At 71.9% G+C, this 15745-nt stretch carries 15 protein-coding genes; 9 read left to right on the top strand and 6 right to left on the bottom strand.

The genetic code is table 11. From position 1 onward, the window contains the following. Window positions 1-50: 50 nt before the first annotated feature. Together lysX and OO68_RS10230 are read left to right on the top strand one after the other, a co-directional pair. Entirely contained in the window at window positions 51-3335 is a 3285-nt protein-coding gene (gene lysX / locus OO68_RS10225; RefSeq protein WP_033307889.1) for a bifunctional lysylphosphatidylglycerol synthetase/lysine--tRNA ligase LysX, read from the top strand. Between the two features lie 89 nt (window positions 3336-3424). Then, window positions 3425-4270 carry a polysaccharide deacetylase family protein gene (locus OO68_RS10230; RefSeq protein WP_033307890.1) on the top strand — a complete coding sequence of 282 codons (846 nt, stop codon included), beginning with the start codon at window positions 3425-3427 and terminating at the stop codon, window positions 4268-4270. 36 nt (window positions 4271-4306) lie between these two features. On the opposite strand, the gene OO68_RS10235 is transcribed toward OO68_RS10230, so the two are convergent. Continuing rightward, window positions 4307-4975: a class F sortase gene (locus tag OO68_RS10235; RefSeq protein WP_033307891.1), complete on the bottom strand. Its 669-nt coding sequence runs from the start codon at window positions 4973-4975 to the stop codon at window positions 4307-4309. Window positions 4976-5326: 351 nt separating this feature from the next. Here OO68_RS10235 and OO68_RS10240 point away from each other — a divergent pair, with 351 nt between their 5' ends. Then, window positions 5327-5980: a hypothetical protein gene (locus tag OO68_RS10240; RefSeq protein WP_033307892.1), complete on the top strand. Its 654-nt coding sequence runs from the start codon at window positions 5327-5329 to the stop codon at window positions 5978-5980. Window positions 5981-6090: 110 nt separating this feature from the next. On the opposite strand, the gene OO68_RS10245 is transcribed toward OO68_RS10240, so the two are convergent. From OO68_RS10245 to OO68_RS48270, 3 genes are all read right to left on the bottom strand, one after another. Then, on the bottom strand, window positions 6091-6615 hold the full coding sequence (locus tag OO68_RS10245; RefSeq protein WP_033307893.1) for a hypothetical protein: 525 nt from the start codon (window positions 6613-6615) through the stop codon (window positions 6091-6093). Between the two features lie 224 nt (window positions 6616-6839). Next, window positions 6840-7574 carry a bestrophin-like domain gene (locus tag OO68_RS10250; protein ID WP_033307894.1) on the bottom strand — a complete coding sequence of 245 codons (735 nt, stop codon included), beginning with the start codon at window positions 7572-7574 and terminating at the stop codon, window positions 6840-6842. Between the two features lie 54 nt (window positions 7575-7628). Next, on the bottom strand, window positions 7629-7760 hold the full coding sequence (locus OO68_RS48270) for a hypothetical protein (protein WP_033308025.1): 132 nt from the start codon (window positions 7758-7760) through the stop codon (window positions 7629-7631). A 28-nt stretch (window positions 7761-7788) separates the two neighbouring features. Between OO68_RS48270 and OO68_RS47550 the strand changes: the two genes are divergently transcribed. The 4 genes from OO68_RS47550 (at window position 7789) to OO68_RS10275 (ending at window position 12793) form a co-directional block, all read left to right on the top strand. Then, window positions 7789-8229: a hypothetical protein gene (locus tag OO68_RS47550; RefSeq protein ID WP_033307895.1), complete on the top strand. Its 441-nt coding sequence runs from the start codon at window positions 7789-7791 to the stop codon at window positions 8227-8229. Window positions 8230-8519: 290 nt separating this feature from the next. Then, the gene (locus OO68_RS10265) at window positions 8520-9506 is read left to right on the top strand and encodes an SCO0930 family lipoprotein (protein ID WP_033307896.1); all 987 of its coding nucleotides are present in this window, start codon (window positions 8520-8522) and stop codon (window positions 9504-9506) included. Between the two features lie 333 nt (window positions 9507-9839). Further along, window positions 9840-10652 carry an SAM-dependent methyltransferase gene (locus OO68_RS10270; protein ID WP_033307897.1) on the top strand — a complete coding sequence of 271 codons (813 nt, stop codon included), beginning with the start codon at window positions 9840-9842 and terminating at the stop codon, window positions 10650-10652. Further along, a complete protein-coding gene (locus OO68_RS10275) occupies window positions 10649-12793 on the top strand; it encodes a putative bifunctional diguanylate cyclase/phosphodiesterase (protein ID WP_033307898.1) in 2145 nt (714 codons plus the stop codon). The genes OO68_RS10270 and OO68_RS10275 overlap by 4 nt, the downstream gene beginning before the upstream one ends. 27 nt (window positions 12794-12820) lie before the next feature. On the opposite strand, the gene OO68_RS10280 is transcribed toward OO68_RS10275, so the two are convergent. Then, window positions 12821-13321 carry a TetR/AcrR family transcriptional regulator C-terminal domain-containing protein gene (locus OO68_RS10280; protein ID WP_329503678.1) on the bottom strand — a complete coding sequence of 167 codons (501 nt, stop codon included), beginning with the start codon at window positions 13319-13321 and terminating at the stop codon, window positions 12821-12823. A 44-nt stretch (window positions 13322-13365) separates the two neighbouring features. Between OO68_RS10280 and OO68_RS10285 the strand changes: the two genes are divergently transcribed. Continuing rightward, complete coding sequence (locus tag OO68_RS10285) at window positions 13366-13971, top strand: peroxiredoxin-like family protein (RefSeq protein WP_245236940.1); 606 nt, start codon at window positions 13366-13368, stop codon at window positions 13969-13971. A gap of 85 nt (window positions 13972-14056) precedes the next feature. Here OO68_RS10285 and OO68_RS10290 read toward each other — a convergent pair whose 3' ends face one another. Next, entirely contained in the window at window positions 14057-14953 is an 897-nt protein-coding gene (locus OO68_RS10290) for a LysR family transcriptional regulator (protein WP_033307899.1), read from the bottom strand. A gap of 82 nt (window positions 14954-15035) precedes the next feature. On the opposite strand from OO68_RS10290, the gene OO68_RS10295 reads away from it, so the two are divergent. Beyond that, a complete protein-coding gene (locus tag OO68_RS10295) occupies window positions 15036-15743 on the top strand; it encodes a succinate dehydrogenase (RefSeq protein WP_051814584.1) in 708 nt (235 codons plus the stop codon). Window positions 15744-15745: the final 2 nt, after the last annotated feature.

Raw genomic sequence — 15745 nt, forward strand, 5'->3', positions numbered from 1 at the left:
CGGGAGCGCTCGACGGGCGGGGAGGCGCGGGTGTTCCTAGAGTCGGAAGCATGAGCGTCATCGCGGACACCGGGACGGCCGGGGGCACCTCAGGCGCCATACGGCCGCCCCGCCGGGCGCACGGCTTCCTGAGCCGGGTACCCGAGGGCTTCGCGGTCTTCTTCGGCGCCCTCGGTCTGCTCTGCGCCCTGCTGGCGCTGATCCCCCCGCTGCGCACCGGGCTGCGCCCCCTCGTCCGCTTCCTGGACCTGCTGCTCGTCCCGGTCAGCGCCAACCTCGCCTACGCGGTCTTCCTGTTCCTGCTCGCCGCCGCGACCGGCGCCCGCAAGAAGATCGCCTGGTGGCTGGTCGTCGTCTACCTGGGCCTGCTGGTCCTGACCGACATCCTCGGCATGGCCGTCGGCGAGTTCGCCGAGTCCGTCCCGTCCTTCGTCGTGTGCGGCCTCGCCCTGATCCTGCTGATCTACGCCCGCAAGGAGTTCTACGCCGCCTCCCGCCGCGCCGCCGTCCGCCGGGCCCTGGCCGTCCTGGTGGCGGGCCTGGTCGTGGCGATCCTGGTCGGCTGGGCCCTGGTCGAGGCGTTCCCGGGCAGCCTGCCGAGGGGCGAGCGCCTGGCCTGGGCCGCGAACCGGGTCTGCGGCGGCCTGGTGCCCGCGGGCTCCTTCGACGGCCGCCCGCCGCACGCCCTGTACTTCCTGCTCGGCCTGTTCGGTGCGCTCGCCCTGCTGAACGCCGCCGCCACCCTGTTCCGCTCCCAGCGCCTGGAAGCCGCCCTGCACGACGACGAGGAGACCCGCATCCGCGCCCTCCTCGGCCGCTACGGCGACCAGGACTCCCTCAGCTACTTCGCCACCCGCCGCGACAAGGCCGTCGTCTTCTCACCCAGCGGCAAGGCCGCCGTCACATACCGCGTCGAGGCCGGGGTGTGCCTGGCCGGCGGCGACCCGGTGGGCGACCGGGAGGCCTGGCCGCACGCGATCGCCGCCTGGCAGGACGTGGCCCGCCGCTACGCCTGGGTCCCGGCCGTGATGGGGGCCTCCGAGGAGGGCGCCCGGGCCTTCGTCCGCGCCGGGCTCGGCGCGCTCCAGCTCGGTGACGAGGCGATCCTGCACGTCCTCGACTTCGACCTCGACGGCCGCGACATGCGCGTCACCCGCCAGGCCGTCAACCGGATCCGCCGCAGCGGAGTCACCTGCCGGGTCCGCCGCCACTCCACGCTCTCCGAGGAGGAGATGCGCCGGCTCGTCGAACGGGCCGACGCCTGGCGCGACACCGAGACCGAACGCGGCTTCTCCATGGCCCTGGACCGCCTCGGCGACCCCGCCGACGGCGACTGCCTCCTCGCCGAGGCCCTCGACCAGGACGGCCGGCTGCTCGCCATCCAGTCCTTCGTGCCCTGGGGCAAGGACGGCGTCTCCCTGGACCTGATGCGCCGTCACCGCACCGCCCCCAACGGCGTCATGGAGTTCATGGTCGCCGAACTGTGCGCCGCCGCCCCGAAACTCGGCGTGCGCAAGGTGTCCCTGAACTTCGCCGTGTTCCGCTCCGTGTTCGAGGAGGGCGCCCGCATCGGCGCGGGACCCGTGCTCCGCCTCTGGCGCCGCCTGCTGCTGTTCTTCTCCAAGTGGTGGCAGCTGGAGGCCCTGTACCGCTCCAACGCCAAGTACCACCCCGAGTGGTACCCCCGCTTCCTCTGCTACGCGGAGGCCGCCTCCCTCGCCCGGGTCGGCCTCGCCTCCGGCATCGCCGAGGGTTTCGTCTCCGTACCGTCCATGCGCAAACTCTGGGGAAAAGGGCACCCGAAGGGCGGGCAGCGGCCCGCCACCACGGAGGGGCTGCCGTCGTTGGCGGCGCTCGGCCTCGCCGGAGGGGACGGGACCGAGCCCGCCGACCCCCTCTCCGGCCTGTCCGACCAGGTCCGCGTCCGGCACCGCACACTCGACCGGCTGCGTGCCGACGGGACCGACCCCTACCCGGTGGCCGTCCCGGCCCGCACCCACACCCTCGCCGAGGTCCGGCCGGGCGAGCAGGTCACCGTCGCCGGCCGGATCATGCTGGTCCGCGACTTCGGCGGCATCGTCTTCGTCGTCCTGCGCGACTGGTCGGGCGACCACCAACTCGCCCTCACCCGCGACCGCTCCGGCCCCGCCCTGGACCGCTTCACCGCCGACACCGACATCGGCGACCACATCACCGTCACCGGCGAGGCGGGCGTCAGCGACAAGGGCGAGCCGACCGTCTTCGTCACCTCCTGGCAGCTCACCGGCAAGTGCCTGCGCCCGCTGCCCGACAAACGCCGCGGGCTGGCCGACCCGGAGGCCAAGGTCCGCCGCCGCTACCTCGACCTGGTCGCGAGCCCCGACGCCCGCCAGGTGGTCCGCGCCCGCTCCACCGCCGTCCAGGCCCTGCGCCAGGGCCTGCTGGAACGCGGCTACCTGGAGGTCGAGACCCCGATGCTCCAGCAGATCCACGGGGGCGCCAACGCCCGCCCCTTCACCACCCACATCAACGCCTACGACCTCGACCTCTACCTGCGCATCGCCCCCGAGCTGTACCTGAAGCGACTGTGCGTCGGCGGCCTGGAAAAGGTCTTCGAGATGGGCCGCACCTTCCGCAACGAGGGCGTCTCCTACAAGCACAACCCCGAGTTCACGATGCTGGAGGCCTACCAGGCCTTCGCCGACTACGACGTGATGCTCGACCTCGTCCGTGAACTGATCCAGGGCGCCGCGACCGCCGCCTTCGGCACCCCCGTCGCCCACAAGGACGGCAAGGAGTACGACATCTCCGGCCAGTGGCCCGTCAAGACCGTCTACGGCGCCATCGGCGAGGCCCTCGGCGAGGAGATCCGCCCCGGCACGGAACTGCCGGAACTGCTGCGGCTCTGCGACCGCGCCGGCGTGCCGTACACCGCCGACGACGGCCACGGCGACGTCGTCCTGGAGATGTACGAGCGGCTCGTCGAGGAGAAGACCCGGCTGCCCACCTTCTACAAGGACTTCCCCACCGACGTCTCCCCGCTGACCCGGCAGCACCGCACCGACCCGCGCCTGGCCGAACGCTGGGACCTCGTCGCCTTCGGCACCGAACTCGGCACCGCCTACTCCGAACTCACCGACCCCGTCGAGCAGCGCCGCCGCCTCACCGCCCAGTCCCTGCTCGCCGCCGGGGGCGATCCCGAGGCGATGGAGCTCGACGAGGACTTCCTCGACGCCCTCGAATACGCCATGCCGCCCACCGGCGGCCTCGGCATCGGCGTGGACCGGCTCGTCATGTTCCTCACCGGACTGACGATCCGCGAGACCCTGCCCTTCCCCCTGGTGCGCCGCCGCTGACCCATCTGCGTGGGCCGAACGGGTGAAACTGTGCCGCCGCACCGGTGTTGCTCGCGTGCGTCGGCCTCCCGCCGGGCGACTGATGAGTCATGAAGAAGGATCAGTTGCTCTCCCGGCTGCTCACCCGGCGCCGGGCGTTGATCGCGGGGGCCGGCGCCGTGGGAGCGGCCGCCACGGCCGGAGTGGTCACGGCTGTCACCGGGGACGGCTCCGTCGCCTCCGCCCCGGCGGCGGGCCCCCGGGCCCGCAGCCTCGTCAAGTCCTCCGCGTACCGGTTGCAGCCCCTGACGGGCTACGGCCCGCCGCGCGCCGCTCCCCGGCGGACCCTGGTGCGCCGCGAACCGCTGCTGCGCGTGTCCGGCCGGGGCCGCACCATGGTGCTGACCTTCGACGACGGCCCCGATCCCCGCTACACCCCGGACATCCTGGACACCCTGGCCGAGTACGACGTGCGCGCGATGTTCTTCGTGTGCGGCGAGATGGTCGCCGGTGGCCGGAGGATGCTGGCCCGGATGGCCGACGAGGGCCACGTCGTGGGGAACCACACCTGGTCCCACCCGTTGCTCACCCGCCTCACCCGCCGGCAGATCCGCTCCGAGATGGAACGCACCTCCGACGTCATCGAGGACGCCTACGGAGAGCGCCCCGAGTGGTTCCGCGCACCCTACGGAGCCTGGAACCGCGCCGCCTTCCAGATCGGCGCCGAACTGGGCATGGAGCCGCTCGCCTGGACGGTCGACACCCTCGACTGGACCACCCCCGGGGCCCGGTCCATCGCGAACCGGGTCGAACGCGGCGCCGCCCCCGGCGTCGTGGTGCTCGCGCACGACGCCGGGGGCGACCGCTCGCAGAGTGTGCGGGCCCTGCGGCGCTACCTCCCCGAACTGCTGGACTCCGGCTACCACGTCACGGTGCCCCGGCGGGATTACGCGTAAGGACACCGGGGCTTTCGCCCGCCCGGCCGGGAACGCTCAGCGCACCTCGACCAGGCGGGCGAACGCGACGACGTTCCCCGCATATCCGTCCTGCTTGGAGAAACCGCCGCCGCAGGTGATGACCCGCAGTTCCGCGGCGCCCTTGGACGCGTAGACACGGTCGCCGGGGAAATTGTCCTTCTCGAACACCTCGACGCCGTAGATCTCGAATACGGCGGTCTTTCCGTCCTGCCGGGCGACCTCGACGCGATGTCCCTGCTTCAGGGCCCCGAGCCCGTAGAACACGGCAGGACCCTGCTGGTTGTCGACATGGCCGACCACGACCGCGGTGCCCTTCTCGCCGGGGGTGACGGCACCGGTGAACCAGCCGGCCAGGTTGGGGTCCTCCGGCGGCGGTGCGCCGACCCAGCCGTCCGCGTCCAGCCCGACGGGGATGATCGGCGCGTCGACCTGGATCGCCGGGATCCGGACCCGGTCCGGGAGGGCGTAGGACAAGGGCCGCACGGTCCCGGCGAAGGTGCCGCCCGGTACCCGGCTGTCCGCCGCGGCCGCGGTCGCCGGCTGCGGCGGGCCCTCGTCGAACTCACCCGAACCGTTCCGGATGAGCGCGAGGCCGGTCAGCAGAACCAGCGCTATCACACCCCATGGGGCGCGCTTCCTGGGCCGGGCCTCCTCTTCCGCCTGGGCCAGCTCGGACGCAGACATTCGCCATCCCCTCTCGACGCGGCCGTCGCCGTGTCCATCGCGCATAGCGACACGCTAAGTGGCGTGCGGGAAACCGGCGACGGGGCGGCGGCGAACGGGTGGCCGCGGGAGGTGCGGGGCGGTGCGGCGACATGTGGTGCGCCATCCGAGTTGCCGCCGCGAGGAAATTTCTGACGGCCCGTGACCTGCGGGGATATCCGGTTGCGCGGTTTTCCCCCACCGCCTTCTCTCACCAGGACGGACCATTCCCGAAATGCGGCTTGGGGCACGGCAACTGACTGTCTTTCTGGGAGGCGCTTTCTCGCCGATCGACCGGGGACGGGTCCCGGGGCGTCTTCCGCGGAGGTTCACATGCGTAACACTCGTGCCCTGGCGGTCGCCGGCGCAGCGGTCGCCGCCCTCGGCCTCTCCGCCCCCGCGGCCGTCGCGTGGGACACGCCCAGCAACATCACCGCCCTGCCCAGCGTGATCGCCCGCGGCGGCCAGCTGACCATCACGGTCGACGGCTGCCGCCACGGCGGCACGGCGACGTCCAACGCGTTCTCGCCGACGCGGCTCTCGCCGGTCGGCGGCGATGGCGGCAGGGGCCACGAGGGCAACCGGGGCGGCGACGGCAACGGTGGCGGCGATGGCGGCAACGGCGGCGGCCATGGCGGTGGCAACGGCGGTGGCAACGGCGGTGGCAACGGCGGCGGCAACGGAGGCGGCAATGGCGGCGGCAATGGCGGTGGCAACGGCGGCGGCAGCGGGACCGCGCGGGGCACCGCCATCATCAACAGCAACGCCCGCCCGGGGCCGTACGACATCACGGTCGACTGCAACGGCAGGCGGATGACCAAGCCGCAGGCCTTCACCGTCATCGGTGGTGTCCGCGGCGGTATCGGCGGCAGCAGCACCACCGGTGCGACGCCGACCGACGTGGCCATCGGCGGCGGTCTCGTGGCCGCGGCCGTGGTCGGCGGCGGTGTGTTCTGGATGCGCCGCCGGGCCGAGCGGAACATCTGACACCATCGCCGCACCCTTCCTGGACGCGCCGTCACCTCGCACGTGAACGGTCCTCGCTCCGGCTCTCCCTCGTCGGCGAGCCGGGGCGAGGACCTGCGGTGCGGGAGGGGTCAGCCGGCGTCCTCGTCGGGGCGGCGGCGCGCGAAGTGGCAGGCGACACCGAGCGACCCGGCGATGAGCGCGGCGCCGAGGCCGATCTCCTTGAGGTCGAAGCCGGCGATGGTGCCGCCCTCCCCGGCGTGCACCCCCCTGTGGGGGTGGCGCGTCGGGTGAGGGGTGGGGTGGTGGGTCGGGCGGCCGCGCGCGATCGTCAGGTGCGCGGTGCCGCTCGACCCGTCACACTCGAACTCCACGATGTACACGGCACCGGGCTTGGCGTCCCAGTCGACGCTGGCCCTCGCCCAGGACTCGTACGGCCGGATGGTGACCAGGTCGAAGACCGGTGAGTTGACCGCCGCCTCACCCCGGCACGCCTCATTGCGCACCACCCGCAGGGTGACGTCGCCCCCGGCCCTGACGGTGGAGGGCTCGACGCTGAAACCGAAGTCGGTCCGGACCGCCGCGTCGGCGGGCACGCAGGAGGTGAGGGCGACGGTGCCCAGCACTACGGCCGAAGCGAGACATATCGCGCGCATGGTGGATCCTCCGGTCCCCGAGGAGCAATCGCGGACCTGTTCCGCTCACGTCACCAATGCACCTCGATGCCCGAAACGCTAGAAAAGCACGTGGGGCGGCGCGATCGCTGTAGTGCGAATGGGGCACGGGTGTGGACCGACCGGGGGACCATCCGCCACGCGGCCGGGGGACGGCGACGGTGTGTCGCACGCCCCCCGGCCGGGCTGTGTGGTGCGAGGCGTCGTCAGTCCCCGACGCCCGGGAAGAGGTTCAGGAACGGGTCGGCCGAGGCGGTCACGCCCCTGCTGTAGGGAGAGTCGAAGTCCCAGATCAGGAACAGCAGGAAGGCGATCAGCGCCGAGAACAGCCCCGCCAGGACCAGCTCGCGGGTGGTTCTGCGGATCTGCAGCGCGAAGATCATCCCGATGGTGACGACGGCCCCGGCGATCAGCCCGAACCACACCACACCCGGCATGGTCTCCCCGGTCGACTCCGCCCGGGCGATCCGGGCCTGGCTCGCCGCGGTCACCTGGTCCATCAAGGGCTGGTAGGCCTGGGCCTCGAAGTCCGTCGCCGGCTCGTAGTCGGTGACGTCCTGGCGGATCCGCTCGAAGAGCCGGGCACCGCGCTCGGTGACCTCGCTCTCGTCGGCCATCGTGTCCCACTCGGTGGTCACGACATGGCTGACATACGTGCGGATGTCGTCCCGGATGCGGTCGCGTTCCTCCGCCGGATAGACCCGTACCCGCTCCGAGATCTCGTGCAGCGCGGTCGCCTCGGCCTGGACATGGTCCTGCGCGGCGCTGCGCCCTTCCCAGACACCGGCGATCGCCAGGCCCAGGACGATGGCGTAGACCACGCCGATCCACATCGTCATGTACTCGATGACGTCCGGAGTCTCACTGGGGTCCTCGTCCTCGGGCGCCGCGCGGTGGCGTACGAAGGTGATGACGACCACCACGGCACAGGCGGCCAGCATCGCGAGGGTGAGAACAAGCCATTCCGGCAAGGGGTACCTCCAGGGCTTCAGGGATCAGCGCGCGCGCAGCGCGGCGACGGCCACCACCGCGGGCACCGTGACGAGCAGGACGAAGGTGAGCGGCGACAGCGTGCCGTTCGCCGGCCGTGGCCGGGGCGGGGCGGCGCGATAGCGCGGGTAGTGCACGGGTGTCGCGGACGGACGCGGCGCGGGGGTGGCCGGCGGAGCCGGTGCCCGGGGAGCGGGCGTCGGCGGCACGGGCTCCGGGACCGGCCGGGGCGGGGCCGGCGCCGGTCGCCGCGCGGGCGGTGGTTCTGGCGGCGGTGGCGCGGGTCTGGCCGTGGTGGGGGCCGGTTTCGGGGGCGCAGGCTTCGGTGGTGGCGGCTCGGGCGTCGGGGTGGGCTTCGGCGGGGGCGGCTTCGGCGGCGGGGACGGGGGCGCGCTCGGCGTGGGGGAGGGGCTCGGCGTGGGTGCCGGGCACGGCGGCTTGGTCGGCCAGGTCTTCTTGCTCCCGGCGTACGCCACCGCCTCCGTGCCGTCCGGCCCCGTCGAGGCGTACGCGCACGCGTCGGCCACCGCGACCCCGGCCGGTGCGCCGACGAGCGCCCAGGTCAGCGTCGCCGCCGCCAAGGCCCGTGCCGCAAGGGCGGGTTGAGTCGAGAGGGGTCCATGCACGACGAAGATCATGAGCCCTGTGCCGCCAGGACGTGCCGGAGCGCAAGGGGATTGGCCCGAAAGAGGGATCTTCGGTGCCGCCGGTTTGATCAGCGGTCGCCCGCGGGGGGCTCGGGTGTACGTGCGTACGAGTCCGTCGGGGGCTCGTCGGAGATTCGGGAAAGAAATTTGGCCGACGGTTGAACACAAGCGCTGCCCCCGTGCGTACTCATGACCGTGCGGCGGCGCAGCAGGGCGCTGCAACACCCTTGCGATTATGGGGAGTTGACGATGAAGACCTCCTGGCGGAGCGCCTCACTCGTGGCGAGCGCCGCGGCGGTCCTGGCGCTGACGACGGCGTGCGGTCAGGACAGCCCACCGGCGGCCAGCCAGAACGTGGGCGCCACGGCCGCGCCCGGGGACTACGGCAGCATCGGCTCGGGTACCGCGGGCGCTGCGGGCGGCGCCGCGACCGGTCAGCCGGCCGCGCCCAGTGCCTCCAGCCCGTCCAACCCCGCCGGCAAGCTGTCCGTCTCCACCGCCGAGAAGGTCGGCAAGGTGGTCACCGACAGCCTCGGACTCACCCTGTACCGGTTCGACCAGGACACCGAGCAGCCGCCCAAGTCGAACTGCGACGGCGACTGCGCCAAGACCTGGCCGCCGGTGCCCGCGGACGACGCCGAGGCCGGCGAGGGCATCGACAAGGCGCTGCTCGGCTCCGTCACCCGGGCCGACGGCACCAAGCAGCTCACGGTCGGCGGCTGGCCCGCCTACCGCTACGCCAAGGACGTCAACGCCGGTGACGTCAAGGGCCAGGGGGTGGGCGGCAAGTGGTACGCGCTCGCCCCCGACGGCAAGAAGGCGCAGGGCGGTGCGGAGGGCGGTGCGGAGGGCGGCGGCGAAGCGGTCCAGGCCGGGCTGTCCACCCGCAACGACCCCAAGCTCGGCGAGATCGTCGTCGACAAGAACGGCATGACCGTCTACCGGTTCAAGAAGGACGAGGCCTGGCCCAAGCCGGTCTCCAACTGCACCGGTGAGTGCCTCGAGAAGTGGCCGCTCGTGGAGCCCGTCGACTTCGCCGACACCAAGGGCATCCAGAAGAAGGGCTACATGATCTTCGACCGGACCGACGGCAAGGGCAAGCAGCAGACGATCAACTGCTCGCCCATCTACACCTTCGCCAACGACAAGGCCCCGGGCGACACCAACGGCCAGGGCGTCGGCGGCACCTGGTTCGCCGTCCGGCCCGACGGAAAGCTGGTCGGCGCGTCGGAGTAGTGGAGAAACCTCCCCAGGGTTGATCAGCTCGTCCAACCGAAGCGCAGACCCGGTCCGCCCCTCCGTGACCCACGGAGGGGCGGACCGTTTTGCCGTTCTTCACCTGAAGTCATCGAATTGCCAACACCTTTACCCTTCCGGGGCGGAACCCTCCGGAATGCCTCGAACACTGTTCGTCATATGTTCGAGGGGCATGCGGAGGGGTATCAATTCGGCACGTGCCGCAGGCAGTGACCGGGAACGGATGGTCAATTTCCGTTTCAGGTCGCTCCATTGGCGGGCGATCAGTAGCCTCTGCTCGAACACCGGATCGCCTACGCCTTGGAGAGATAGATGGAGCGTCCCGCCTGGGCCCCACGGAGCATCGACATATCGGTGCCCAGCGTCTCCCGGATGTACGACTACTACCTGGGCGGATCGCACAACTTCGAGGTCGACCGCGAAGCGGCCCGCAGGGCCATGGAGTTCATGCCGGGGCTCCCCAAGATCATGCAGGCGAACCGTGCGTTCATGCGCCGCGCCGTGCGCTACGCGGCCGGCCAGGGCGTCACCCAGTTCCTGGACATCGGCTCCGGGATCCCCACCTTCGGCAATGTGCACGAGGTGGCGCAGGCCGCCCGCCCCGGCGCGCGCGTGGTGTACGTCGACCACGACCCGGTGGCCGTGGCGCACAGCCAGGCGGTACTGGAGGCCAACGACGACGCGGGCGTCGTCGCCGCGGATCTGCGCAAGCCCCAGGAAATCCTGCGCAGTCCCGAGGTGGAGCGGCTGATCGACCTGAATCAGCCAGTGGCGCTGCTCCTCGTTGCCATACTGCACTTCGTGGAAGACGAGGACGACCCGTACGGGGCCGTGGCGGAACTGCGCGAGGCGCTCGCGCCCGGCAGCCTGCTCGTGCTCACCCACGCCTCCTACGAGGGGATCCCGCTGCCGCCGGAGCGGGCCGGGGGTGCGGTGGACGTGTACGAGGACATCCGCAACCCGCTGATCATGCGTTCGCGCGACGAGATCGCGCGGTTCTTCGAGGGGTACGACATGGTGGAACCCGGACTGGTGGCGATGCCGCGCTGGCGCCCCGACACCGCACCGGAGGACGAGGATCCCTACGCGTTCTCCGGGTTCGCGGGCGTGGGGCGTACCGCGTGACCGCGGAACCGGACGGGCCGGAGGACAGACTGCGCAGATTCGCGACGATCTGGAGCCGGGCCGTCTTCCCGGTGACTTCGACGTCGTCGACCCGCACCGAGTTCGAGGCGCACCTGCTGCCCCTGGCCCGGCGGCTGAGCGAGGCACTGCTGGCCCGGGCCTTCGACTCCGACGCGGGCAGGGCCGTCGGCGCCGCCCTCGTGGACGCGCACTGCACCGACCCGGAGGCGCTCAGCCGCACCCTGGACTGCGTCGACGCGTACCTGGTCCTGTACTGCGGCGACGGCGGGGACCAGGAGGACCTGCGGGCCCGGTGCGCGCGGCTCCAGCACGCCATGGCCGCCGGCTTCGCCCGGGCGCTGCGCGAGCGGACCCTGGCAGAGCAAGAGGCCATCGCACAGGCCGCCCTCCAGGCGCAGGGTGTGGTGGCCCAGGCTCTGCACGCCAGCGAGGCGCGCTTTCGGGCCGTGTTCGAGGGCGCGGCCATAGGCATCGGCATGGCCGACCTCGACGGCAACATACTGCAGGTCAACGGCGCGCTGCTGCGCATGTTCGGGGTGTCCGACCAGACGCTGCGCAGCCGCAACGTCCGCGAGTGGACCCACCCCGACGACGCTCCGCAGACCTGGCGGCTCTACGACGAACTCGTGCGGGGCGACCGGGAGCACTACCACCTGGAGAAGGCGTTCTACCGCCCCGACGGAACCGTCCTGTGGACCAATCTGACGGTCTCCCTGCTGCGGGACGCCGACGGTGAACCCCAGTACCAGCTTGCCCTCATGGAGGACACCACCGAGCGGCGGCTGCTCAATCTGCGGCTGCGCTACGAGGCCACGCACGACGCCCTGACCGGCCTGCCCAACCGCACGTTCTTCTTCGAGCGTCTGGAGAAGGCACTGGGCGCCGGGGAAGGCCAGCGGTTCGGGCTGTGCTACCTGGACCTCGACGGTTTCAAGACCATCAACGACAGCCTCGGCCACGCCGCCGGCGACCGGCTGCTGGTGGAGGTCGCCGACCGGCTGCAGTCCTGCGCCACCGCGCCCGGCGAGATGGTCGCCCGGCTCGGCGGCGACGAGTTCGTGGCGCTGACCACCGGCCCCGACACCCAGGGTGACGTCGACGAGCTCGCCGGGCGCATCATGAACGCGCTGCTCGCGCCGATCAGCGTCGACGGCCGGGAGCTGACCGTGCGCGGCAGCATCGGCATCGTCGAGGGCCCGGCCGGGGAACGCAGCCCGGCGGAGGTGCTGCGCAGCGCCGACATCACCATGTACCGGGCCAAGTCGGCGGGGGGCAACCGCTTCGAGCTCGCCGACCCGGAGGCGGACGCCCGGGCCATCACCCGGCACGGGCTGACCACGGCGCTCCCGACGGCGCTGGAACGCGGCGAGTTCTTCATCGAGTACCAGCCGCTGGTCCACCTCGGCGACGGCAGCGTCCGGGGCGCCGAGGCCCTGGTGCGCTGGCTGCATCCGCAGCACGGCGTGCTCGGGCCGGACCGCTTCATCCCGCTCGCGGAGCACACGGGCCTGATCGTGCCGCTGGGCCGTTGGGTGCTGGAGCAGTCGGTGCGTCAGGCCCGCGAGTGGCGGGAACTGCACGGCGGCGCCGAGGCGATGGGGCCGCTGCGGATCAACGTCAATCTCTCGCCGTGCCAGCTGACGCATCCCGGTCTGGTCCAGGACACGGTCGACATCCTGGAGCGCACGGGCGTCGCGCCCGACGCGCTGTGCCTGGAGGTCACGGAGTCGGCGCTGATCGGCGCGGACGACGACCTGCTCAAGCCGCTGCGGCGGCTGGCGGAGATGGGCGTCGACATCGCCCTGGACGACTTCGGAACGGGCTACTCCAACCTCGCCAACCTGCGCCGGCTGCCCGTCAGCATCCTGAAGCTGGACCGGTCCTTCACCCAGAGCATGCAGCAGTTCCCGGCCGACCCCGTCGACCTCAAGATCGTCGAGGGGATCGTCTCCCTGGCCCACAGCCTGGACCTGGCGGTGACGGTGGAGGGCGTGGAGACGGGTGCCCAGGCCGAACAGCTGCGCATACTCGGCTGCGACACGGCCCAGGGCTGGTACTACGCCCGCCCGGGCCCCCCGGACAGGCTCCACGAACTGGCTTTGGTGGACGCGACGGGCTGACGCCCCCGGCCGCTGCGCGCGGCCGGGTCAGGCCCCCAGCCCGCGCAGCAGCAGCGCGAGACCGCCCAGAAACTCCCCGTCGGCACTGACCTTCCGGGCGTCCCGGGCGGTCTCGGTCATGTAGGGGAAGGCGTCGGGGGGCAGCTCGGTGATGGCGACCGTGCCCTCGCCGGACAGGGGCCCGAGCTGCTCCAGCTGGATCGCGCCGATGACGTAGCCGAGCAGGCCCCGCAGTGCGACCACGCGCTGGGCGCCGTCGAATCCGGCCTCCGCGAGCACGCCGAGCACGGACTCCGACCAGCGCAGCCCGACGAGCGAGCGGTGCCGATGGGCGACGGTCAGGGGCACGACCTCCGGATGGGCCGCCATGGCGTCCCGCAGCCGCCGCACCAGCACCTCGATGCGGTCGTGCCAGTGGCCTCCCGGGCCGGGCGCTTCCGTGTCCACCGTTTCGAGCACGAGGTCGACGACCAGCCTTTCCAGCTCTGCGCGGTCGTCGACGTACCGGTACAGCGCCATGGTGCTCATGCCGAGTTCTTTCGCGACCGAGCGCATGGACAGCGGAAGCGCCCATGCTGATGCGCAGGCCCGCCCGGCCGTTACGGCCCGGCTCCACCGTCACCGGCCGCCGGATCGACACCGTCTCGGGCGGCCCGGTCGGCGTCCCCGACCCCGACCGCCTGGTCCACCTCCAGTTCCGGCGGTTCGCCGGATGTCCCGTGTGTCATCTGCACCTGCGGTCGGTGGTCCGCAGGCACGCGGAGATCGAGGCCGCAGGCGTCCGTGAGGTCGTGGTCTTCCACTCGCCCGCCGAGGAACTGCTCCGGCATACCGCCGACCTGCCCTTCGCGGTCGTCGCCGATCCCGGCAAGCGGCTGTACGCCGAGTTCGGCGTCGAGTCGGCTCCCCGGGCGCTGCTCAGCCCGCGCGCATGGGGGCCGGTCGTCCGGGCGGTGCTGCGCGGCGGACGGGAGGTCCTCCGCGGCCGCGAGCGGCTCCCTGCGACCCGTCAGGCCGGCGGCAGGCTCGGCCTGCCCGCCGACTTCCTGATCGGCACCGACGGCCGGATCCTCGCGGCCAAGTACGGTGAGCACGTATACGACCAGTGGCCCGTCGATGAACTCCTGCTCCTGGCGTCCTCCCACCGGCCGGCCGCCGGCCGTCTCCCGGCGGGGTAGCAGCGGCCTCTGCGGCAAGGCGCCGCGGAGTGGGATCTCGGGCGTGGGGCGGCGGGTGCCGGATCCTCCACAGGGACGGGCCGTGTCACCGCTCCAGCAGCATCCGCTGCAGCATCCGCTGCAGCTCCCGGGCGGCCCGAGGCGGCGCCACATCACTGCGATGCGCCAGCGCGATCACGCGATGCAGTCCGGGCCGGGCCAGCGGAGTGACCCGCAGCCCGCGCCCGGACCTCGCCGCCACCATCCGCGGCACCACGGCCACCCCCAGCCCGGCCCGCACGAAACCCAGCACCGCGTCCATTTCCCCGCCCTCCACGGCGAAGTCGGGCTCGAACCCCTCGGCACGGCAGGCGGCCACGGTCAGCTCCCGCAGGTCGTACCCGTGCCGGAACATCACCAGCCGCTCACCCTCCAGGTCGGAGACGCGCACCGTACGCCGCCCCTGGCCGGGCCTCGGCGCGTCCGGAGACGAGACCACGACCAGATCCTCCCGCAGCAGCTCCACCGTGGTCAGCGCCGGCGCCGGCGTCGGCAGCGGCAGCACGACCAGGGCCAGATCCAGCGCGCCGCGTGCCAGCTCCCGCACCAGGTCGTGCGACCCGCCCTCCTCGATCAGCAGGCGGATTCCCGGATAGCGGTCGTGAAAGGCCCGCAGCACATCCGGCAGCAGTCCTGTACACACACTCGGCGTCGCCCCCAGCCGCACCCGGCCGCTGCGCAACTGCGCCAGCTCCTGCACCTCGTGCCGCGCCGTGTCCGCGTCGGCCAGGATCCGCCGGGCCAGCGGGAGGAGCGCCTCCCCGGCGTCCGTGAGCGTGATGTTGCCGCGGGCGCGCAGGAAGAGGTCCGCTCCCAACTCCCGCTCCAGCGCCTTGATCTGCTGCGACAGCGACGGCTGCGCGACATGGACCAGATCGGCGGCCCGGGTGAAGTGCCGGGTCTCGGCGACGGCCACGAAGTACTGGAGCTGCTGGAACTGCATACTCCTACGATAGCTCCAGCCTATGGAATCAAGCCGGACCATGTCTTGGACCGATCGGCCGCACGTCCGTAGCGTGCTGCGCATGGCTCTGGCAACGCGGACGGACCGACGGCCGTCCTTCGCACGCACCGTGTGGGACTCCACCGTCGGCAAGAAGACCGTGATGGCGGTCAGTGGTCTGATCATGCTGCTGTACCTGGTCGTCCATATGATCGGAAACCTGAAGATCTTCTTCGGGGCGGGCGAGTTCAACCACTACGCGCACTGGCTGCGCACCGTCGGGGAGCCGTTCATGCACTACGAGTGGACGCTCTGGCTCGTCCGGATCGTGCTGGTCGTCGCCGTCGTCGCGCACGCCACCTCGGCGTACCAGCTCAGCCGGCGCGACATCAGGGCACGGCCGAGCAAGTACGTCCACAAGAAGGCCCGGGCCTCCTACGCCACGCGCACCATGCGGTGGGGCGGCATCATCCTCGGCCTGTTCATCGTCTGGCACATCCTCGACCTGACGACCGGCACCGTGCACACCGGCGGCTTCCAGGAGGGCCACCCGTACCAGAACGTCGTGGACACCTTCTCCACCTGGTACGGCAACGTCATCTACATCGTCGCGATGCTCGCCCTCGGCCTGCACATCCGGCACGGCTTCTGGAGCGCGGCCCAGACCCTCGGTGTGGGCAGCCGCACCCGCGACCGCTTCCTCAAGACCTTCGCCGACGTCCTCGCGCTGCTGCTCACGGCCGGCTTCATCGCCGTACCCGTGGGCGTCATGACCGGAGTGGTGAGCTGAAC

The sequence above is a fragment of the Streptomyces iakyrus genome (assembly GCF_000717055.1).
GTDB lineage: Bacteria > Actinomycetota > Actinomycetes > Streptomycetales > Streptomycetaceae > Streptomyces > Streptomyces iakyrus.